At 72.9% G+C, this 21,158-nt stretch carries 19 protein-coding genes; 12 read left to right on the top strand and 7 right to left on the bottom strand.

Annotated features, from left to right (window positions below):
* Positions 1 to 25: 25 nt before the first annotated feature.
* Entirely contained in the window at positions 26 to 844 is an 819-nt protein-coding gene (locus tag U5C87_RS08575) for a MerR family transcriptional regulator (protein WP_330476179.1), read from the bottom strand.
* Between the two features lie 122 nt (positions 845 to 966).
* Here U5C87_RS08575 and U5C87_RS08570 point away from each other — a divergent pair, with 122 nt between their 5' ends.
* The 8 genes from U5C87_RS08570 to U5C87_RS08535 all read left to right on the top strand — a co-directional run bounded on the left by U5C87_RS08570 (position 967) and on the right by U5C87_RS08535 (position 8,713).
* Positions 967 to 1,944 carry a LysR family transcriptional regulator gene (locus tag U5C87_RS08570; protein WP_330476178.1) on the top strand — a complete coding sequence of 326 codons (978 nt, stop codon included), beginning with the start codon at positions 967 to 969 and terminating at the stop codon, positions 1,942 to 1,944.
* Between the two features lie 94 nt (positions 1,945 to 2,038).
* The gene (ddaH, locus tag U5C87_RS08565) at positions 2,039 to 2,809 is read left to right on the top strand and encodes a dimethylargininase (RefSeq protein ID WP_330476177.1); all 771 of its coding nucleotides are present in this window, start codon (positions 2,039 to 2,041) and stop codon (positions 2,807 to 2,809) included.
* Positions 2,810 to 2,881: 72 nt separating this feature from the next.
* Entirely contained in the window at positions 2,882 to 3,757 is an 876-nt protein-coding gene (locus U5C87_RS08560; RefSeq protein WP_330476176.1) for a tryptophan-rich sensory protein, read from the top strand.
* 88 nt (positions 3,758 to 3,845) lie between these two features.
* Positions 3,846 to 5,096 carry an NAD(P)/FAD-dependent oxidoreductase gene (locus U5C87_RS08555; protein ID WP_330476175.1) on the top strand — a complete coding sequence of 417 codons (1,251 nt, stop codon included), beginning with the start codon at positions 3,846 to 3,848 and terminating at the stop codon, positions 5,094 to 5,096.
* 515 nt (positions 5,097 to 5,611) lie between these two features.
* Positions 5,612 to 6,433 (top strand): DUF4397 domain-containing protein, encoded by an 822-nt coding sequence (locus U5C87_RS08550; protein ID WP_330476174.1) that lies wholly within the window; start codon positions 5,612 to 5,614, stop codon positions 6,431 to 6,433.
* Between the two features lie 72 nt (positions 6,434 to 6,505).
* The gene (locus tag U5C87_RS08545) at positions 6,506 to 7,240 is read left to right on the top strand and encodes a class F sortase (protein WP_330476173.1); all 735 of its coding nucleotides are present in this window, start codon (positions 6,506 to 6,508) and stop codon (positions 7,238 to 7,240) included.
* A 23-nt stretch (positions 7,241 to 7,263) separates the two neighbouring features.
* The gene (locus tag U5C87_RS08540) at positions 7,264 to 7,836 is read left to right on the top strand and encodes an RNA polymerase sigma factor (protein ID WP_330476172.1); all 573 of its coding nucleotides are present in this window, start codon (positions 7,264 to 7,266) and stop codon (positions 7,834 to 7,836) included.
* A complete protein-coding gene (locus U5C87_RS08535) occupies positions 7,820 to 8,713 on the top strand; it encodes an anti-sigma factor (RefSeq protein WP_330476171.1) in 894 nt (297 codons plus the stop codon). The genes U5C87_RS08540 and U5C87_RS08535 overlap by 17 nt, the downstream gene beginning before the upstream one ends.
* 76 nt (positions 8,714 to 8,789) lie before the next feature.
* On the opposite strand, the gene U5C87_RS08530 is transcribed toward U5C87_RS08535, so the two are convergent.
* Positions 8,790 to 9,269, bottom strand: coding sequence for a MarR family winged helix-turn-helix transcriptional regulator (locus U5C87_RS08530; RefSeq protein WP_330476170.1), 480 nt, complete (start codon positions 9,267 to 9,269; stop codon positions 8,790 to 8,792).
* Between the two features lie 156 nt (positions 9,270 to 9,425).
* Here U5C87_RS08530 and U5C87_RS08525 point away from each other — a divergent pair, with 156 nt between their 5' ends.
* A complete protein-coding gene (locus tag U5C87_RS08525; RefSeq protein ID WP_330476169.1) occupies positions 9,426 to 11,498 on the top strand; it encodes an MMPL family transporter in 2,073 nt (690 codons plus the stop codon).
* A 282-nt stretch (positions 11,499 to 11,780) separates the two neighbouring features.
* Here the strand turns inward: U5C87_RS08525 and U5C87_RS08520 are convergent, their stop codons facing one another.
* Positions 11,781 to 13,367 (bottom strand): MFS transporter, encoded by a 1,587-nt coding sequence (locus U5C87_RS08520; RefSeq protein ID WP_330476168.1) that lies wholly within the window; start codon positions 13,365 to 13,367, stop codon positions 11,781 to 11,783.
* A 101-nt stretch (positions 13,368 to 13,468) separates the two neighbouring features.
* Here U5C87_RS08520 and U5C87_RS08515 point away from each other — a divergent pair, with 101 nt between their 5' ends.
* A complete protein-coding gene (locus U5C87_RS08515; RefSeq protein WP_330476167.1) occupies positions 13,469 to 14,203 on the top strand; it encodes a TetR/AcrR family transcriptional regulator in 735 nt (244 codons plus the stop codon).
* On the opposite strand, the gene U5C87_RS08510 is transcribed toward U5C87_RS08515, so the two are convergent.
* Positions 14,200 to 14,994, bottom strand: coding sequence for a TetR/AcrR family transcriptional regulator (locus U5C87_RS08510; RefSeq protein WP_330476166.1), 795 nt, complete (start codon positions 14,992 to 14,994; stop codon positions 14,200 to 14,202). The two genes, U5C87_RS08515 and U5C87_RS08510, sit on opposite strands and share 4 nt — an antisense overlap.
* Before the next feature lie 122 nt (positions 14,995 to 15,116).
* On the opposite strand from U5C87_RS08510, the gene U5C87_RS08505 reads away from it, so the two are divergent.
* Positions 15,117 to 16,643: an MFS transporter gene (locus U5C87_RS08505; protein ID WP_330476165.1), complete on the top strand. Its 1,527-nt coding sequence runs from the start codon at positions 15,117 to 15,119 to the stop codon at positions 16,641 to 16,643.
* Between the two features lie 161 nt (positions 16,644 to 16,804).
* Here U5C87_RS08505 and U5C87_RS08500 read toward each other — a convergent pair whose 3' ends face one another.
* Both U5C87_RS08500 and U5C87_RS08495 read right to left on the bottom strand, forming a co-directional pair.
* Complete coding sequence (locus U5C87_RS08500) at positions 16,805 to 17,245, bottom strand: GNAT family N-acetyltransferase (protein ID WP_330476164.1); 441 nt, start codon at positions 17,243 to 17,245, stop codon at positions 16,805 to 16,807.
* Positions 17,246 to 17,398: 153 nt separating this feature from the next.
* Positions 17,399 to 18,772, bottom strand: a complete 1,374-nt coding sequence (locus U5C87_RS08495; protein ID WP_330476163.1) for a serine hydrolase domain-containing protein — start codon at positions 18,770 to 18,772, stop codon at positions 17,399 to 17,401.
* A 162-nt stretch (positions 18,773 to 18,934) separates the two neighbouring features.
* Between U5C87_RS08495 and U5C87_RS08490 the strand changes: the two genes are divergently transcribed.
* Positions 18,935 to 20,524 carry a Rieske 2Fe-2S domain-containing protein gene (locus U5C87_RS08490; protein WP_330476162.1) on the top strand — a complete coding sequence of 530 codons (1,590 nt, stop codon included), beginning with the start codon at positions 18,935 to 18,937 and terminating at the stop codon, positions 20,522 to 20,524.
* Here U5C87_RS08490 and U5C87_RS08485 read toward each other — a convergent pair.
* Positions 20,490 to 21,158, bottom strand: a complete 669-nt coding sequence (locus U5C87_RS08485; RefSeq protein ID WP_330476161.1) for a sugar transferase — start codon at positions 21,156 to 21,158, stop codon at positions 20,490 to 20,492. The genes U5C87_RS08490 and U5C87_RS08485 overlap by 35 nt on opposite strands.

The following is a 21,158-nucleotide window of genomic DNA, read 5'->3' as shown; positions in this document are numbered from 1 at the left end:
CGCGTTCACCTTTCGGTCAGGTGAGTTACGTCGCCCGGTCGGCGCCCCGGTCGGCGCCCCGGTCGGCGCCCCGGTCGGCGCCCTGGTCGGCGGCCCGGTCGGCGTTGGCGTGGATCGCGTCGTGGACGTAGGCCGCGAGCCCGGGTGCGATGTCCTCGTACGTCTTCGTGAAGCGCGGGTCCGCGACGTACATGTCGGCGAGCCCGCGGTGGAAGTCGTGCGTCAGGTCGTAGAAGCGGTCGTGGATGTGGCGGCGGTGCTGCTCTGCGGCATCCATCGCCGCCTGACCCGTCGCCGGCTCCCCTGAGCGCAGGGCCGCGACGAAGGCGGCGTTGACCGCGTCCATCTCGGCCTTGACCTGCTCCCAGTCGGCCTTGGTGTAGCGGCTGGTGCGCGACTGCGACTGCTTCCACGCGTCGCTCTCGCCCCAGCGCTGCTGCGCCTCCTGCTCGTACTCGTCGCTGAAGCCGTCGCCGAAGAGCTCCTTGAGGTCCTCGGTCGTGGCGGGCTGGTCGTTCATCTCTCTCTCCAGTGCTCGGTCGATGGCCGAGACGAGCTCGCGCAGCTCGTCCAGCCGGGTCATGACCGTCGCGCGTTGACGGCGCAGGTGGTCGGCCGCGTCCTCGCCGCCGTCCAGCAGGGTCGCGATCTGGTCGAGCGGCAGCTCGAGCCGCCGGTAGACCACGACCTGCTGGAGGCGCGTGAGGTCCCCGTCGGTGTAGAGCCGGTAGCCCGCCCGCGAGCGCTCGCTCGGGACGAGCAGGCCGATCTCGTCGTAGTGGTGCAGCGTGCGCACCGTCACGCCGAAGAGCTCGGCGACCTGCCCCACCGTCCAGGTGGTCATCTCCTGCGTCCTTCCGGTCATGCAACGAGGTTGGCGCCTCACGTCGCGTGAGGGTCAAGTCCCATTGAAGACGAGTGCGCTTGCGTATGCCGTGTGGCCGGGTCCGCCCTACGCTCGGTGCCGTGGAGCTCGAGCTACGACACCTGCGCGTCGTCGCGGCGGTGGCCGAGCACGGCAGCATCGCGGTGGCGGCTGCCGCGCTCGGGGTGCCGACCGCCACGCGGGGCTCGGAGGTGGGCCGCATCGAGCGGGCGCTCGGGTGCATCCTGTTCCGGCACAGCGGCGACGACGTCACCTGCACGGCCGTCGGTGAGCGCGTCGTCGCGCGTGCCCGCACGGTCCTGGAGGAGCTCGCGCTCCTGCGAGAGGACGTGCGCTCGCAGCGGTCGGGCGACAGCCCGCTGCGCATCACCTCCGACTCGCTGCGCTACTTCACCTCCTTCGTCAGCCACACCTACGCGACCGACATCCGGCGACCGCTCCTGCCGGTGCCGCCGCTGGCCGGGGGCACCGCGACCGACGCGATCGCCGACGGCCGGGTCGACGTCGCGGTCGTCGTCATCGCCCTCGACGCCGACCGGCGCGAGGAGCAGGTCCGGCCGACGATCGGCGAGCGGGTCATCGTCGAGCGCGAGCCTCTCCTCGTCGCGCTGTCCGCGTCGCACCCGCTGGCGGCCCAGCGGTGCCTCGACATCCGGGACCTCGCGCGGGAGGACTGGATCCTGCCGCCGACCGAGGTCGACCCGGGCTCGGAGGCGACGGCCGCCGTGCTGGCGCGTCTCGGGGTCACGCTCCACTCGTCCTACGGTCCGCACGACCTGGGGCCGCTGTGGCCGGCGGTCGTGGCGGGACGCGCCATGTCCTTCGCGGTGCCCACCGCGTCGGCACCACCGGGCGGCGTGCTCCGTTCGCTGTGCGACCAGCCGATCACGGCGCGTCGGATCCTGCGGTGGCGCCTCGGTGCCCTCGACGACGAGGACGTCGAGCGCTGCGCGCGGGCGGCCGGCTCGGCCTACCGGGAGCAGCTGACGCACACGGCGCAGACGCAGGGGTGGTGGCCGACGGCCCGGTCCGAGGAGAAGCCGACCCTCGCCCACTGAGGCCGTCGCCGTTCGCTGCGACGCTCCTGCCTTGCGGCACAAGCGGATCCGGAGGGCGCGCCGGGCCGGATCGGCAGCGCCCTAGAGTGAGCGCGTGCACCGTCGCCTCGCTCTCGTCCGCCGCCCCTCCCCCCGACTCGCGGACGGGATCGTGACGCACATCGAGCGGTCGGGCTCGGTCGACGGCGCGCTGGCGCTGCGTCAGTGGCAGGAGTACGTCGACGTGCTGCGCCGGCGCGGCTGGACGGTGCTCGAGGCGCCTCCGGTGGACGACTGCCCCGACGGCGTCTTCATCGAGGACCAGGTGGTCGTGCACGGCGACGTCGCGGTGCTGTGCCGTTCCGGTGCGCCCGAGCGCCGCGGTGAGCGTGCCGGGGTGCGCGAGGCCGTGGAGGCGCAGGGCTACCGCACGGTCGAGGTGCAGGAGCCGGGGACGCTCGACGGCGGGGACGTGCTCAAGCACGGCCACCTCGTGTGGGTCGGCGTCGGTGGCCGCACCAACCTCGCGGGTGTCGACCAGCTGCGGCGGGCGTGGGAGGGGCACCGGGTCGAGGTGGTCCCGGTCCCCCTGTCGAAGGTGCTGCACCTGAAGTCGGCGGTGACCGCCCTGCCCGACGGCACGGTCATCGGCTATCCCCCGCTCGTCGACGACCCGACCGTGTGGGACGAGTTCCTCGCTGTCCCGGAGGAGTCCGGCGCCCACGTCGTCCTGCTGGGCGGCATGTCGGTCCTCATGTCGGCCTCGGCGCCGCGCACCGCCCAGCTCCTCGCGGCGCGCGGGCACGACGTGACGACGGTCGACATCTCCGAGTTCGAGAAGCTCGAGGGATGCGTCACCTGCCTGTCGGTGCGCCTCCGCGGCTGAGGGCGTCGCCACCACGGCTCTGTTAGGGTCGCTAACTGGATGAGCAATCTGCCGAGCGACCGAGGTGACGACATGTCCACATCCGCCAGCCGCCCGCCCTCCGCCCCGACGAGCGCTTCGACGAGCGCACAGACGACCACCCTGACGACCACCGACCAGGTGCGCCGGATCGCCGTCATCGCCGCCGAGATCTTCTGCGTCGTCGGCACGCTCTTCGGCGTCGGCGTCATCGGCACCCGCGTGGAGGAGTCGTCGGGCGGCGCCCTCGCCGCGACCGCGACTCTCATCGCGCCGGCCGGTCCGGCCTTCTCGATCTGGACCCCGATCTACCTGGGACTGCTGGGGTATGCCGTGTGGCAGGCCCTGCCCGCCAACGCGGTTCGCGAGCGCGTCCGCAGCACCGGCTGGCTCGCGGCCGCCTCGATGGTGCTCAACGCCGCCTGGCTGCTCGTGACGCAGCAGGGCTGGATCTGGGTCAGCGTCGTCGTCATCGTCGCGCTCGCCCTGACCCTCGGCACCTTGGTGCAGCGCCTGACCCGTGAGACCGCCGCGTCGACGCTGGAGCGCATCCTGCTCGACGTGACGTTCGGCCTCTACCTCGGCTGGGTCGCGGTGGCGACCTGCGCGAACATCACTGCGGCACTTGTCGATTCGGGCGTCGACCTCGGCGCCACCGCCAACCAGGTCGCGGCCGTGGTCGTCCTCGCCGTGGCCGCCGGTCTCGGCGTGCTCTTCGCCCGGCGCCTCGGTGGACGGTGGTCCGTCGCGGCCGCGATGGCCTGGGGCCTGGCCTGGATCGCTGTGGGGCGGCTCGGCGACGAGCCCCGTTCCGGCGCGACCGGCATCGCCGCGGTCGTCGCCGCGGTCGTCGTCCTGCTCGCGGCGCAGCGGCTGCGCGACCGCCGGACCCCGTCCGGGGAGTCGTCGCCCCGGCTCCGCGCCGTCTGAGGATCCCCAGGCTGCAGCCCCACCGCCGCACCCCGCCGAGGTCTACGCTGCGACGGGGGCCGGACTCGAGCAGTGGGGTGATCCTTTCGTGGACGCTGACGTCGTCATCGTCGGGGCAGGGCTGGCTGGACTGAGGTGCGCGCGGCGCCTGACCGAGCTCGGTCACGAGGTCGTCGTCCTCGAGGCCGGCGACGCGGTCGGCGGTCGCATCCGCACCGACGTCGTCGACGGCTTCCGCTGCGACCGCGGCTTCCAGGTGCTCAACCCGGCCTACCCGGCCGTGCGGCGGTGGGTCGACGTGTCGACGCTCGACCTCAAGCCCTTCGGTTCGGGCGTGCTGGTGCGCCGCAGCAACGGGCTGCAGGTCCTGGCCGACCCGGTGCGCGAGCCCCGGCTGCTCGCGCAGACGATGCGCAGCGGCTACCTCCACCCTCGCGAGCTGGCCGGCGTCACCCGGTGGACCGCCCGCGTCATCGCCGACCCGAAGACCGTCATCGCACAACCGGACAGGGCCCTGGCCGACTCGCTCGACGAGGCCGGCGTCACGGGGCGGCTGCGCCAGGAGGTGCTCGACCCGTTCCTCGCCGGCGTCCTCGTCGACAGCCACGGCGGGTCCTCGGCCAACTTCACCAAGCTGCTCGTGCGGATGTTCGCGCTGGGCCGCCCGGCGGTCCCGGCGAACGGCATGCAGGCCCTGCCGGAGCAGGTGGCCGAGCCGCTCGGTGACCGGGTGCGGCTGCAGAGCCACGTCGAGTCCATCACCCCGGTGCGCGGCGGCGTCGAGGTGCGCGTCGACGGCCAGCGCCTCAGCGCCCGCAGCGCCGTCGTGGCGACCGACCCCGTCGGTGCGTCCACCCTCACGACGCTGCCCGAGCCGGTGACCAAGGGCCTCGTGACGTGGTGGTTCGAGGCCCCGGAGCCGCCCCACTCGCTGCCGCTCGTCGCCGTCGACGGCCGGCGGCGCCACGACGCCGCGCCGCCCGGCCCGGTCTGGAACACCGCCGTGATGACCGCAGCCGCCCCGAGCTACGCCCCGCCGACGAAGCACCTCGTCGAGGCGACGTGCCTGCTCGACCGCCCCGACGGCGACGCCCCGGAGGCCGACGTGCTGCGCCACGTCGGCGAGATCTACGGCTGCGACACCTCCGGCTGGCGCACCGTCACCCGGCACCGCGTCGACGCCGCCCTGCCCGCGATGACGCCGCCGCTCACGGTGCGCTCCCCCGTCACGCTCGGCGACGGCATCTTCGTCTGCGGCGACCACCGCGACACCGCCTCGATCCAGGGCGCCCTCGTCTCCGGCCAGCGCGCGGCCGAGGCGGTCAACGTCCACCTCTGACACCGCCCCGGCGGAGAAACCGCGGTCGGCCGACCCTCCCCCGCCCCGAAACCTCCGCACCGGCGGAGAAACCGCGGTCGGCCGCCCCTCCCCCGCCCCGGAACCTCCGCCCCGGCGGAGAAACCGCGGTCGGCCGCCCCTCCCCCGCCCCGAAACCTCCGCCCCGGCGGAGAAACCGCGGTCGGCCGCCCCTCCCCCGCCCCGGAACCTCCGCCCCGGCGGAGAAACCGCGGTCGGCCGCCCCTCCCGCGCCCCGAAACCTCCGCCCCGGCGGAGAAACCGCGGTCGGCCGCCCCTCCCGCGCCCCGGAACCTCCGCCCCGGCGGAGAAGTCGCGGTCGACCCGCTGGCGGTGCGGGCAGAAAAAAGTTCGTGTCCGGTGCATCCACGGAGGGGGCGTCCTCGGAAGAGGGGGCAGACGGCATACGCAGTCGTCATCAGCCCGAAGCACGAGCTCACACGCCCGCCGGAGCGCAGCCGACGCTCCCGGGTGCAACCCCCTCGAAAGGAACCGTCATGAAGTCCCTTCGCATCGCCGCCGCCACCGCGCTCGCCCTCGCTCCGGCTGCGCTCGTGGCCGGCCCCGCGCACGCCGCCGACGCCACGGTCTCGATCCTGCACGCCGTCCCCGGCGCCACGGTCGACGTCTACGCCAACGGAAAGTCCCTCCTGACGAACTTCAAGCCGGGCACGTTGACCGACCCGCTGATGCTCCCCGAGGGCAGCTACGACCTCAAGGTCACGGCGGCCGGTGCCGGCGCCGGTGGCAAGGCGATCATCGAGGCCAAGGGCGTCGCCGTGCCCGGCGGCGCCAACGTCACGGTCGTCGCGCACCTGTCCGAGGCGGGCAAGCCGGTGCTGACGCCGTTCGTCAACGACACGTCCAAGGTGCCGGCCGGCAAGGCGCGCCTCACGGTCCGCCACACGGCAGCCGCCCCGGCCGTCGACGTCCGCGCCAACGGCGCCGTCGCCCTCAAGGGCCTGACCAACCCCAACGAGGCCAAGGCCGTCGTCGACGCCGGCACCATCAAGGCCGACGTCGTCCTCGCCGGGACCTCGACCGTCGCGATCGGCCCGGCCGACGTGAAGCTCAAGGAGGGCACCAACACGATCGTGTACGCGTGGGGCAGCGCCGCCGACAAGAACCTCGCGCTCGCGGTCCAGACCATCTCGGGCATGCACTCGGCGCCGGGCGGTGTGCCCGCCGGGGCCGGCGGACAGGTCGCCGACGAGAAGCAGGCGGCCGACGTGGCCCGCTACGCCGCCATCGGCGGCGCTGCTGCTGCCGCAGGCGGGCTCGTCCTGCTCGCCCGCCGTCGCACCGCCGAGGCTCGCTGAGGCCGCTGAGCGCGACTGAGCCGCAAGCGAACCCGCCACGACCAGTCACTGGATCAGGAGGATCGAGCCGAGATGGACCACAACGTCGACAGCCGACGTGACCGGCCCTCCCACCGTGGCTCCGGACGGACCAAGGGGGTGGCCGCCGCTCTGGCGGCCGCCCTCCTGGCCGGCGGGGTCACGACCTGGCTCACCCGATCCTCCGACGCGGCGACCCCACCTGCGACCTCCCTCGCGAGCTCGGCCGGCACCACCGGCGCGACCACCGCTCCACCCACCCCCGGTTCGTCGACCGGTGCCACGGTGAGCGATCGGCCCTCCCCCTCCGCCCGCCCTGCCACCGCCGAACCTGACGAGTCGGCCGCCGCGCCCGAGCGCCTGACGATCGATCGCGTCGGCATCGACATGCGGATCGTGCCCGAGGGCGTGGCGCGGGACGGAGAGATGGCGCTGCCGCCGACGCCCGCGACCGTCGGTTGGTACCGATACGGCCCACGGCCCGGGGACGCGACCGGCGCAACGGTGCTCGCGGCGCACCTCGACATGCCGGGCTACGGCGTGGGGCCCATCGCGGCCGTCGACGAGCTGCGCTCCGGCGACACCGTCGTCGTCCGCTCCGCCGGGGCGAGCCACCGCTACCGCGTGACGGCCGTCAAGAGCATCCGCAAGACGACCCTCGACCTCGACGCACTCTTCGCGCGCGACGGACCGGCCGTGCTCCACATCGTGACCTGCGGTGGTGACTTCGACCGGGAGAAGCGGCGCTACGACGAGAACGTCGTCGTCACGGCAGTGCCGACAACATGACCGTCACGTGGTTAGGTGGGCACGTGCACGTGCACGACGACCCTGACGTCGAGTCCGCAGAGCTCGCCGCCCGCCTGTCCGGTGGGGACCGTGAGGCCCTCGCCGAGATGTACCGCCGCTGGTCACCCCTCGTGCACACGATCGCGCTGCGCTCGCTCGGCACGCGTGAGGACGCCGAGGACGTCGTCCAGCAGGTGTTCGTCGCCGCCTGGCGGGGCCGGGAGACGTTGCGTCCCGACCGCGGCTCTCCAGCGGCGTGGCTCGTGGGCATCGCCAAGCACCGCATCGCCGACGTGCGCACCCAGCGCTACCGGACCCACCGCAACCTGCAGGCCCTCGCGACCGAGGCCGTCACGGAGGCGGCACCGCCGGGCGACTCCGACTGGGCCGAGCGGCTGCTGCTCGTCCACGAGCTCGAGCGCATGGGCGATCCGCGGGCGACGGTGCTCCGAATGGCTTTCATCGAGGACCGCACGCAGGACGAGATCGCCAGGGCGCTCGGCATGCCGCTCGGTACCGTCAAGAGCCACGTCCGCCGCGGACTGATCGAGCTGAGAGACCGACTGAAGGAGGTGGAACGTGTCTCATCCGAGTGACGACGAGCTCGTCGACCTCGCGGTCGGTGAGCCGGTCGACCCCGAGCGGGCCGCGCACGTCGCGGGCTGCGACACGTGCTCCGCCGCCGTGGAGCAACTGCGGCGCACCGCCCAGCTCGTCTCCGGCACGAGGACGTATGCCGCGTGGCAGGCTCCCGCGGACGACGTCTGGGCACGCGTCACCGCGGAGCTTGACGCAGAGACGGACGCGGAGAGCGACACCAGGACCGACACCAGGACCGACACCCGGACCGACGCCAGGACCGACACCAGGACCGAGATCGACGCAGCGGCCGATGCGAAGACACGTGCCGACGCCGAAGCTGATGCCGACACCGGTGCCGACACCGATGCGCACACCCCCCGGGTGGCGGACGCCCCGTCCGTCGTGTCGCCAGTGACGGCTCCGGAGCCTGCGACGGTCACGCGCCTCGACCGACGCACGCGTCGGCGCGCGGCTGGCTGGGCCGCGGGACTCGTGGCCGCCAGCCTCGTCGTCGGGCTGCTCGTCGGGCGAGCCATCTGGAGCCCGGACATGGACGGACAGGTCGCCCAGGTGGCGCTGTCCACGCTCGACACCCGCCAGCGCGGGGGCGAGGCCACGCTGGTCCGGGCCGCCGACGGCCTCGACCTCAACGTCGCGACGGCGCGGCCGCTCGACGCCGGCGACGGCTACCTCGAGGTGTGGCTCATCAACGCCGACGGCAAGCGCATGGTCTCGATCGGCGTCCTGCAGCCCGGCGAGTCGGGCACGTTCCCGGTCACCCAGGCCCTCATCGACCAGGGCTACGTCATCGTCGACATCTCCAAGGAGCAGTTCGACGACAAGCCTGCACACTCCGGCGACAGCCTGCTGCGCGGTCGGCTCCCTGCCTGACCACCCGGCCTGACCGTCCACGGGGCTGAGCGCCTGTCCCGCCCAGACATCGCGCCGGTCGGTGTCCTCCGTCAGGTCAGGACATGAGGCTCTTCATGGCCGCGGTGGCGCCGCGGAGGTAGCGCTCGACGACCTCGCGGTCGTCGTCGCTCAGGGTCGCGTCGAGGGCGGCGAGGCTCTCGAACATCGGGGTCATCCGCGCCAGCACCTCGGCGCGGCCGCTGGCGGTGATGACGACCTCGGTGCGCCGGCCGTCCTCGGGGTGAGAGCGCCGCTCGGCGTGCCCGTGCCGGACGAGCCGGTCGACGACGCCGGAGGAGGCGGCCGAGGTGACTCCGAGCACCTTGGCGAGGTCGACCGGGCCGATGGGGCCGCGCATGAGGTGGCGCAGCGAGTGCAGCTCGGACGTGCTGAGCCCGGCCTGGCGCGCGACGACGGCGGGCACGGCCTCGGACACCTCGACGAGCTCCTGCAGGGCCGAGAGCGTGCCGGTCGTGCGCCACGCGGGCACGCCAGGGACGAGCCCGACCTCGGGTCGGCCCGTGGGGTCGCCCACGGGAGCGGCCTGGGCCGTCGCCCCACCGGTCCTGCGGGTACGCCTCGGGGCCGCCGGTGTCCCCGCGCTGTCCTTGCTGCTAATATCACTCACCAACTTAGTAATCTTCTGAGTAACCTCGTTACTCATCCTATCTGGAGGTGCGGTGTGCGCTCGGTGACCGACAGGATCACGCGCAAGTGGTGGGCGGTGGCGATCGTCGTCCTGGCCCTGGCAGGGGCGATGGGCGTCGTCAGCGCCGTCGGCGAGGCCCAGCGGACGGCGAGCTCGACCGACGCCCTTCCGATCGGCTCGGACAGCGCCGCGGCGACGCAGCTGCGCGACCGGCTGCCCGAGTCCGAGGGCTCGACGGCCGTCGTGGTCTTCAGCAAGGCGTCCGGCACGCTGAGCCCGGCCGACGTCACGGCGATCGAGGACCGCGTGGCGCAGCTGCCCGGCGCCGGACGCGCGCCGGTGCAGCGCAGCGAGGACGGCACCGCCGCTCTCGCGGTCGTGCCCGTCGACGCCACCGACGCGACGGCCACGGCCGACCTCGTCGCCGACATCCGGACGACGGTCAAGACCGACCTGCCGTCGGGTGTCACCGCCCAGGTGACCGGACCGGCAGCCGTGCAGGCCGACCTCGCGGCCGTCTTCGCCGGGGCCAACACCCGACTGCTCATCGCCACCGCCTCCGTCGTCGCCCTGCTCCTCGTGCTGACCTACCGCAGCCCGATCCTGTGGATCTTCCCGCTCGTCGTCGTCGGCGTCGCGGACCGACTCGCGGCCGTCCTCGCGACACACACCCTCGCAGCCTTCTCGGTCACGTGGGACGAGTCGACCATCGGCATCCTCTCGGTCCTCGTCTTCGGCGCCGGCACCGACTATGCCCTCCTGCTCATCTCGCGCTACCGCGACGAGCTGCGCAGCCACCACGACCGCCGCGAGGCCATGTCGCTCGCGCTGCGCCGCACGGCCGAGGCCGTCCTCTCCAGCGCGGTGACCGTCGTCATCGGCCTGCTGACGCTGCTGCTCTCCCTCTTCCCCGCGACCCGCGGCCTGGGCCTCGCGTGCGCCGTCGGCGTGGTCGTCGCCGCGGTCTTCGTGCTGCTCGTGCTGCCTGCCGCCCTCGTCATCTTCGACCGCTGGATCTTCTGGCCCAAGGTCCCGCGTGAGGGCCAGGCGGCCCTGGCCGACGGCCACTCCCTGTGGCGCCGGGTCGGCGACCGGGTGGCCGCCCACCCGAAGCGGATCATCAGCGTGACCCTCGTCGTCCTGGCCGTCATGGCGGCCGGCATCGCGGCCATCGACACCGGCCTGAAGTCCTCCGACCAGTTCCTCAAGAAGCCCGAGGCCATCGCCGCGAGCGAGCGCCTGGCACAGTCGTTCCCGGCCGGCAGCGCCGACCCGGCGGTCATCGTCACCACGGCCGACCCCGACGCCGTCGCGTCCGCCGCGAAGGACGTCCCGGGCATCGCCGGGGCTCGCACCGTCAAGCAGGGCGGCGGCGTCGCCGAGGTGGACGCCGTCATCGAGGCGGCGCCCGGATCCGACGAGGCGGCGCAGACGGTGCGCGACCTGCGCACGGCGCTCGCTGCCCTGCCCGAGAGCCACGTCGCCGGCACCGAGGCGGTCGCGCTCGACCAGGCCGAGGCGTCCTCGCGCGACCGGCTGGTCATCTTCCCGATCGTGCTCGTCCTCGTGCTGCTCGCCCTGGGCCTGCTGCTGCGCTCGGTCGTCGCACCCCTCGTGCTCGTCTCGACCGTCGTGGCGACCTTCCTCGCGAGCGTCGGCGCGTCCTGGTGGATCTTCACGAAGGTCTTCGGCTTCTCGGCGCTCGACGACAGCGCCCCGCTCTTCGCGTTCGTCTTCCTCGTCGCCCTCGGCGTGGACTACAACATCTTCCTCGTGACGAGGGCCCGCGAGGAGTCGCGCCTGCACGGCGCGCGGCAGGGCATGCTGCGCGGCCTGGCGGCCACCGGTGGCGTCATCACCAGCGCGGGCGTGCTGCTGGCCGCCGTCTTCGCGGTGCTCGGCGTGCTCCCCCTCGTCGTGCTGGCCCAGATCGGCGTCATCATCTGCGTCGGCGTGCTGCTCGACACGCTCGTGGTGCGCACCCTGCTCGTGCCCGCCATCGCGGTCGTCCTCGGGGACCGCTTCTGGTGGCCCCGGCGCCCCCACCCCACGCCTGAAGGGTCGTCGGACGAGGCCCCCGAGCTGGTCGCGACGTCGTCCGCGAGCAAGCCGTGACGAACCCTTGACACGGCAGGTCGTGAGTGTGACATTGGTGCTGACCAACATGTGACAAACCATGGACAGCGGGGCAGCCGGCTCAGACCCCACCCGTACCGCCGGCTCCCCGGGCACGCTGCACGACCCTCCTCGCGCCGGGCCGACGCCCTCCCTCGTCGGCCGGGCAGGCCGTGGGCCACGCGTCGGACTCCCTTCCGGCGCGTGGCCCACACCCTTGCCCCCACGCATTCGGCCTGCGATCGGCTGGCGACCGGCCTGCGATCTCCCGAGTCGGACGGGTCAGGGCATCGACGTCAGGCGCTCCGCACTCTCGCCGGGCACCGGGGCGCCGTCGGCCGCCACCGGCGCGACACCGTCCCGGTGCCGGGGCAGGGTCGCCAGGGCGACCACGGCCCCGACGAGCAGCAGTGCCGCGGCCGCGAGGTCGGTGACGCGCATGCCGTGGACGTATGCCGTCCGCGCCGCCGCCAGCACGGCGCTCCCCTCCCCGCCGCCCACCTGACGCGCGACCACCCCCGCCTCGCCAAGTGTCTGCAGCGCCGCGTCGCGGGCTGCCGGCGGCAGACCGACGGGGAGCAGGACCTCGAGACGCGCGGCATACGCGGCACCGAGGATGCTGCCGAGGACGGCCATGCCGAGCGCCCCACCCAGCTCCCCCGCGGTCTCGACGAGGGCCGAGACCGACCCGGCACGCTCGGGCGGCGCCACGCCGATCGCATACTCCGTCACGAGGGTGGCGACCGACACGAGACCCATGGCCACGAGGGCGGCGCACACGAGCGCGACCCAGATCGAGGAGTCCACCCCGGCCGCCCTCATGGCGACGAATCCGACTGCTGCGACGACGAATCCTGTTGCCATTACGACGGGTCGGCCGACGCGGAGCGAGACGGCCGCGGCCGCCGGCGCCGCCATCCCCACCGCGACCGACGGCACCAGGCTCCACAGCGCAGCGGACAGCGGGCTGTAGCCCAGGACCGACTGGAGGTACTGCGTCATGAGGACGGCGTTGCCCATGACGCCGAACATCCCGATGACCTGGACCGCGATCGAGCCACCGAACCCGCGACGGGCGAAGAGCCGCGGGTCGACCATCGGACTGTCGATGCGGGACTGGCGGCGCACGAAGGCCACGGCCGCACAGAGCCCGGTGACGGCATACGGCAGCAGGGCGGGTGACCAGCCGTCGGCCGCGAGCTGCTTGAGCACGTGGACGACCGGGAGGATGGCCAGCAGGGACAGCACGGAGCTCGCGAGGTCGACACGGCTCGCGACCGAGCGCGACTCGGGCAGCAGGAACGGCGCGACGACGAGCAGCGCGACCATGACCGGCACGTTGACCAGGAAGACCGAGCCCCACCAGAAGCGCTCGAGCAGCACCCCGGAGATGACCGGACCGATGCCGACGCCGCCGGCCATGACCGCGGACCACACGCCCACGGCCTTGGCGCGCTCGGCGTCGTCGGCGAAGAGGGTGCGGATGATTGCCAGGGTGCTGGGCATGAGCGTCGCGCCGCCGATCCCCAGGAGGGCCCGGGCGGCGATGAGCCAGCCGGCGCTCGGCGCATAGGCCGCGAGCACCGAGGCTGCGCCGAAGGCCACGGCCCCGAGCAGGAGCAGCCGGCGCCGGCCGATGCGGTCGGCGAGGCCGCCCATCGTCAGGAGCAGGCCGGCGAGGACGAAGCCGTAGACGTCGAACACCCAGAGGAGCTGGGTCGCGGTCGGAGACAGCGCCTCGGCGATGTGCGGCACGGCGAAGAAGAGGACGGAGACGTCCATCGAGACGATGAGCAGGGGCAGGCAGAGGACCGCGAGGGCGGTCCACTCACGGCGACCTGCCTGCGGTGGTGACGGCTTGAGGGACACGACGCTCCTCGAGTTTCTGCGTACAACGCATAGTGTTTATCTGGCACACGGAAAGTACACTTCATCTGCGTATAGCGCAAGCAGTTGGCTAGGATGAGCCCATGGCCCTCCTCCCCCGCTACCTCCAGCTGCTCTGGGGTCGTGAGCCCGAGGGGCGCCGCGGCCCCAAGCCCGGCCGGAGCATCGCCGAGATCGGGGCGGCCGCCGTCGCCATCGCCGACGCCGAGGGCCTCGACGCCATCTCGATGAAGAGCGTGGCCAACGCGGTCGGCTTCACGACGATGTCGCTCTACCGCTACGTCGACAGCAAGGACGAGCTCTCGGCCGTCATGGTCGACGTCGCCTACGGACCGGCCGACCTGCGCTACGCACCCGAGCAGGGCTGGCGCGAGCGCATCACGCGGTGGGCGCGCGAGATCAGCGCCCGACGCATGGCCCACCCGTGGACCACCGAGGTGCGCCTCGCCTCACCGCCCTTGACCCCCAACACGATCGGCTGGATGGAGTCAGGCCTCGAGGCGCTCGAGGACACTCCCCTGACGAGCCAGCAGCGGCTCTCGACCCTGCTGGCCATCGACGGGTGGGGGCAGAACCACGTGCGCCAGACGGTCCAGATGGGCCTCACCGGCCCGGTGGCCCCCGACAGCCCGCAGGGCGCCTACCTGGAGCTCGTCGGTGAGCTCGTCGACGCGGCCGCCTTCCCGCGGCTCGCGACTGCCGGGCCGGAGGCGCTGGGCGATGACGACGACACCTTCTTCGACGAGGAGTTCGACCACGGCCTGGGCCTGCTCCTCGACGGCATCGAGGCCCTCATCACGCGGACGAGCCAGGCCTAGCGCGGGACCTGGCTCGCGATGCCGGCGATGAACATGTCGATGCCGAAGCGGAACCGCTCCTCGCCGTCACCCTCCATCATCTCCTGCAGGTGCGAGGTCATCATCGGGAAGCGCTCGCGGGGCAGTGAGGCGAAGAAGTCCCCCACCTGGTCGAAGTAGGCACGGCCGAGCTCCTCCGACTCCTCCGGCGTCGCCCCGCCGAAGCGCACCTGCATGAGCCAGCCCTCGTAGGCGTCGGCGGCGATGTAGAGCGAGATCCGGTCGAGCGCCCACGCGGCGACGTGGACGGGCACGTTGCCGCGCAGCATCGAGGCGAGCAGGTCCTCGGCCCCCTGGAGCGACTTCGCGGTCGTGGGGATGTCGGCGAAGCTGAGGAGCGCGATGTCGGCGTGCCGGCGGTAGACGTCGTGACAGCTGAGCGCGAACTGGCGCACCCCCTCCTGCCAGCGGAGCGCGCCGAAGTCGGGGAAGGGCACCTCCTCGATGACGCGCTCGTGCACCCGCTGGAGCAGCTCCTCGCGCGAGTCGACGTAGGCGTAGAGCGAGGCCGGGCCCGTGCCGAGCTCGTTGGCGACGCGGCGCATCGTCACGCCCTCGGTGCCCTCGGCGTCGACGATCGCGAGCGCGACGTCGACGATCCGCTCGAGCGAGATCGGGGTGCGGGCACGGATCTCGCGCGGGCGGGGACGCCACGGGGGCACCGGCAGGGGCTCGGCGGGGGCTTGCGCCGTGCCCTTGGCCTGGGCAGCTCGAGGGCCACCGGCCCGGCTCACCGCTCGGGGGTCCGTCATCGCGCCTCCTCGTCGACACCTAATGACGAACATCGTACTTGACTCGAACAGTGTTCGTGAGTAGAACAGTGTTCGTCACGTTGACGAACGCCGTTCGCCAGCCGCCCCGAGAGGAGACCCCCATGAACACGCCACCGTCCACCACCAGCCCACCAAGGGCCCGCACCTCCAGCGACGCCCCCACCGACGCTCCCACCGACGCTCCCACCGACGCTCCGGCCGACGCCCCGACGGCGCATCGGTGGCGCTGGGTCGCCCTCTTCGTCATCCTCACCGCCGAGGTGATGGACCTGCTCGACGCGCTCGTCACCGTCATCGCCGGCCCGTCCGTGGTCCGCGACCTCGGCGGTGGGGCGACGTTCATCCAGTGGTTCACGGCGGCCTACACCGTGGCGATGGCGTCCGGCCTGCTGCTCGGGGGTCGTCTCGGCGACGTCTTCGGACGCCGGCGGATGTTCCTCATCGGCATGGCCGGGTTCACCCTCGCCTCCTTGCTGTGCGCGGCGGCGGCCTCGCCGGAGATGCTGCTCGTCACCCGCATCGTCCAGGGCTTCTTCGGGGCCGCGATGATCCCCCAGGGCCTCGGCATGATCAAGGAGATGTTCCCGCCCGCCGAGATGGCCAAGGCGTTCGGCGCCTTCGGGCCCGTCATGGGACTCTCGTCGGTCGGCGGCCCGGTCCTCGCCGGCTGGCTCGTCAGCGCCGACTTCCTCGGGCTCGGCTGGCGGATGATCTTCGCCATCAACGTGCCGATCGGCATCGCCGGGCTCGTGGCTGGGCTGCGCTATCTCCCCGCGTCGACCCGGCACCCCGACCTGCGCATCGACGTGCCCGGGGCGCTGCTCGCCACGCTCGGCATGACGGCGCTCGTCGTCCCGTTGATCCAGGGCCGTGAGCTCGGATGGCCCCTGTGGTGCTTCGCCCTGCTCGCCCTGGCCGTCGCCTCCTTCGTCGCGTTCGCGGTGGTCGAACGGCGCCGGGACCGCGGTGGCAGGACCACCCTCGTCGTGCCCTCGCTCTTCGGCCGGCGGGCCTTCACCTCGGGCCTGCTCACCGGACTCGCGTTCTTCGGGTCGCTCATGGGCAGCTCGCTCGTCTTCACCCTCTTCGTGCAGCTCGGGCTGGGCTTCGACGCGCTCCACGCCGGGCTCGCGAGCCTGCCGCAGGCGCTCGGGATGATGGTGGGCTTCGGCATCGCACAGGCGCTCAACGCCCGCCTCGGCCGCAGGCTGATGCATCTCGGCGGCGTGGCCCTGGCAGCCGGCCTGGTGGCCCTAGGCACCACCATCTCGGTCGCCGGCGCGTCGATCGGCATCTGGGCCATGGCTCCGTCGCTGCTGCTCATGGGCATCGGGATGGGCCTGACGATGGCGCCGTTCTTCGACATCGTGCTGGCCGGCGTCTCGCCCGAGGAGTCCGGGTCGGCCTCGGGCACCCTGACCGCGGTCCAGCAGGTCGGCGGCGCCCTCGGCATCGCCGTCCTCGGCACGGTCTTCTTCAGCCGCGTCGACGGGCCCACCGCGCCCGACCTCGCCGCCTTCGAGGCGGCCACGCGCTCCGCCCTGGGGGTGGCAGTCGCCCTCGTCGCCGTCGGCTGGGGGCTGACCTTCCTGCTCCCGAAGAAGGCCGAGCACTACGGCGACCACTGACCCCGGACCCCCGTCCTCCTGACCGAACGCCGCGCTCGGTGTCGAGCTCAGTGCTCTACCAGCGTGTTCGGCACCGAACGCGGCGTTCGGCGGCAGCGGGACGGGGCGGACGGCATACGACAGCGGGATGGGAGCGTCGGGTGGCGGGTGCTGCGCGAACGTCAGCCCGGCCACTCCTCGCGCAGCAGCGCCCAGGTGTTGTCGTCGAGCCACGTGCCGTCCTTGCCCATCGACTTCGCGAGCACCGTCGACTCGTGCCGCATGCCGATGCGGCGCAGCACCCGGTTGGAGGCGATGTTGTCGGCGTAGGCGTCGGCGGTGATCCGGCGCAGACCGAGGTCACGAAAACCGCTGACGAGCAGCTCGGCCGCGGCCTCGGCGGCGAGGCCACGACCCTGCACGTCCGGGTGCAGGGCGTAGCCGATCGTCCCCTCCCACGCGTCGCTCGGCGCCGAGGCGATGCTGTGGCTCGGCTCGAGGCGCAGCATGACGTCACCGACGACGCGGCCGGTCCGCAGCTCCTCGACGGCGAGCCCGAGCAACGGCTCGGTCGCTCCCGGTCGCCCGCGTTCGATGCGCCTGGCGATCGCGCACCTGGTCACGGTCCAGCACGTCGTGGCTCAGGTGCACGACGACCTCGGGGAGGGAGCGGAAGGCGAGGACGGCGTCGACGTCGTCGAGGGTGAGCGGGCGCAGCGCGAGCCGCGCCGTGTTCCGCGGCCACGTCAGGCGGGACAGGTCCGGTGCCTCTCCCACTACCGCCAGCCACCCTCGTCGACGCCACCGGGCACGTCGGCCGCGGGGTCGTAGGGCGTCCGCGTGAAGCGGAACGACGCGAGGTCGAGGTGCGAGGGGGCGCCGTCGGCGGAGCGCACGACGCGCAGCGGCTCACCCGTGTGGTAGCCGTCGAGCCCGACCCACTCGTCGGGCCCCACGCGCTCGAAGCGCGACCCGCGCGCCTGGCCGGGCTCGCCGAGCACGAGGTGCTCGCCGACGACCTTCGCCGTCGACACCGACGGGCCCCAGTGCCACGTGCCGACGAGCTCGAGAGCCGACGGGTCGCCGGCCGCGTGCCACGGCTCGGGGGTGCGCGGCTCGCGCTCGAGGTATGCCGCGAGCAACGCGGGGGCGACCGGGCCGAGACCGCTCGTGGTGTTGGTCAGGGTCACGACCCCGTCGCCCGACTCGGTCTGCACGCGCAGTCCCGCGAGGAAGCCCGGCATCGAGCCGCCGTGCCCGGCATACCTCGTGCCCTCGAGGTTCCACACCTGCCAGCCGAGACCGTGCGCGGTCGTCCACGCCTGACCGGGCTCGTCGTTCACCGTGTGCGGCTCGTACATCTCGGCCAGCGTGTCGGGCGAGATCACCTCGGCCGTGTCGCCGCCGGCGAAGGCGGCCCAGCGGGCGAGGTCCTGGGCCGTGGTCCACAGCTGGCCGGCGGGCGCCATGGCCCCGGCGTCGTGCTCCGGCTCGGGCAGCAGGACGTCGGCGAACGGGTGGACCGCGAGGCCCTGCGCCGCCTTGCCGCTCGGACGGGTGGTCGTCCGCGTCATCCCGAGCGGCTCGAGCAGGTCGCGGCGGACCACGTCGAACCAGTCGGTGCCGTGGGCACGGGCGACGAGCTCGCCGAGCGCGGCGAAGCCGACGTTGGTGTAGTGGAAGCGGCGGCCGGCCCGGAACCGTTGTCCCACCAGCGATCCCGCGAGCTCGTCCCACGTGCCGCCGGGGGTGCGCTCCCACCAGGGGCCGTTGGTCTCGGCCTGCAGCCCGGCACCGTGCGAGAGCAGCTGGGCGATCGTGGCAGCGCCGAACTTGGCGCCAGGGACGTGGTCCTCGAAGCGGTCGAGCAGGTCGAGCCGGCCGGCGTCGCGCAGGCGCATGACCGCCACGGCGACGAAGGTCTTGGTGATCGAGCCCATGCGGTACTGCGTGTCGGTGTCGGCGGCCACGCCTCCCGCCCGTCCGTCGGTCGTGCCGATGGCGTCGGACCAGACGAGCGCGCCGTCCCGCACGATACCCGCGGTGATCGACGGGAGGCGTCCGCGACGCTGCTCGGTGGCGAGCAGGTGGTGCAGGTGGCGGGCCGTGCTGTCACCGACGGACGTTCCACGGGGTGGCGTGCTGGACATGCGAGCCACCCTAATGACGGGCCCAACCCAGCGGCGGACGGGGCGCGGGCGCGGCCTCCGGTGGCGATGGCCTGCGGCGCGCCCGACGTACGTCATCTGCTGTAGGCGGGGCTCCGTCCGCCGCTGGTGTTCGCGGTCGCGAGCGACGCCGATGCTGACGAGGTGGACACGCCTATCGTCACCTCCCTCGGACACGCCGGGCTGCGCATCGACGCACCGGGACTCTCCATGCTGTGCGACCCGTGGATGTCCCCGGGGGGCGCCTTCATGGGGTCGTGGTTCCCCTTCCCGGACAACTCGCACCTCCGGACGGCCGAGGTCCTGGACGCCGACTGGGTCGCGATCTCTCACGAGCACCTCGACCACCTCGACCTGGCCCTGTTGAGCGAGCTGCCTTCTCACGTCAGGCTCGTCATCCCGAGGTACCCGGCACCCGAGATGCACAACCGCATACGGAAGGCCGGTATCCGGAACGTCGTCATCGAGCTCGACAGCTGGGAGCGGCTCCAGCTCAACGACCGTGGGGACTGGGTCACGGTGGTGCAGGAGCAGTCCCCGATGTGCCACGACTCCGCCATCCTCGTCGTCACGGCGGGACACAGCATCCTGCACACGAACGACGCGCGGCTCTCGGTCGCCCAGCTGCGTCGCGTGGCCGAGGAGGCCGGGCGTCCGCCGGACCTCATGGGGGTGCAGATGTCAGGCGCCTCCTGGCACCCCATCTGCTACGACTATCCGCCCGAGGTCGTGGCGTCGGTCAGCGAGGGCAAGCGCATGGGCAAGTTCAAGGCGGTCAGTCGCCTGCTGCGCTCGGCACCGCCGCGCATCGCCCTGCCGTATGCGGGGCCGCCGTGCTTCCTGGATCCCGCCCTGCAGCAGCACAACGCCCACATGCGTCCCCCCGGGATCTTCCCGGACCTCGCGCAGGCCGCACGGTTCCTGGCCGAGCGCCTGCCGAACCAACAGGTCGCCACGCTCCTGCCCGGCGACCGCATCCACCTCGGTGACGGCCGGGTGGAGCGCGACTCGCGCTGGGACGGCTTCTCCTTCGACGAGGGGGACGTCGACGCCTACCTCGCCGACTACGCGGAGCGGCGCCGGCCCGAGATCGAGGCCCTCCACGACGCCTACCCCGACCCACCGAGGGGCAGCGGCCTCGCAACGCGGTTCAGCGACCACTTCACCGCGCTCGGGTCGCTCTCGGACTACTTCCTGCACCGGATCGCGATGGTCGTGCGCTTCGTCGTCGACGGCGCCGACGGTGGCGTGTGGGACGTCGAGCTCGGCCCCTCGGAATGCCGGATCGACCTCACCGGAAGCTCGCAGCACCCCGGCTACGAGCTGCGGGTCGAGGCCCGCTGGCTCGATGCCGTGCTGACGGGGCGCATGCGTTGGGAGGACCTCTTCCTGTCGTTGCGCATCCGCGCCTCGCGCGACCCCGACCGCTACAACGACTACCTCGTCGGTCTGCTCAAGCACGCCGACGCCGGGGCGCTGGAGGCGGTCGAGCGCTACGAGTCCGAGCGCGACCCGGAGGACACCGTCGTGGTGCGGGGCGACGAGGGCGCGTGGGAGGTGAGCCGCTACTGCCCGCACGCCGGTGAGGACCTCTCCTACGGGGCGGTGGTGCGGGACGGCGTGCTCCGCTGCCTCGGCCACAACTTCGACTTCGACCTGCGCACCGGGGAGTGCCTCAATGCTCGCTGCGACCCGCTCGTCAGCCGGTCGGTGGCACCCAGCGTCGTCCAGTGACGAGGTAGCGCGCCGTCCTCGCCAGCACGCCGACCGTAGCCGCCACGGTGGGTCGGGCCAGGAAGGTCAGGTCCACGGCGACCCGTCGCGGGACGACGTTGCCGAGGTACCAGCTCTCGACGTCGACGTCGGACCCCTGCAGCGCCACGTCGTCACGCATGCTGATCTGGGCCGGCCCGGTGACGCCGGGGGTGAGCTCGAGCACCCACTGCGCCTCCGCCGGGTAGCGCGCCGCCAGGTCGGGGGTCTCAGGGCGCGGACCGACGAGCGTCATCTCGCCACGCAGCACGTTGACGAGCTGGGGCAGCTCGTCGAGGCTCGTCCGCCTCATGAAGCGCCCGGGTCGGGTCACGCGGGCGTCACCCGAGCGCGTGACGCTGGGGCCCACCCCGTCGGTACGCATCGTGCGGAACTTGTAGATGGTGAACTCGCGCCCGCCGGTGGTGATGCGCCGCTGGCGGAAGACGACGGGCCCCGGGCCGCTGAGCCGGACCACGACGGCGAGGAGGAGCAGCAGGGGGGAGAGCAGCACGAGGGCCGACCCGGCGACCACCACGTCGAGCGCCCGGCGTCCGGAGGACACGCCACGCGGGATGGTGGTGCCGCCTGCGGTGCGATAGGTCTCGAAGGTCAT

The sequence above is a fragment of the Terrabacter sp. C0L_2 genome, from assembly GCF_036352015.1.
Classification (GTDB): Bacteria; Actinomycetota; Actinomycetes; order Actinomycetales; family Dermatophilaceae; genus Terrabacter; species Terrabacter tumescens.
Note: the sequence above shows the minus strand (reverse complement) of the source record. Positions and strands in the feature narration are given on the sequence as shown.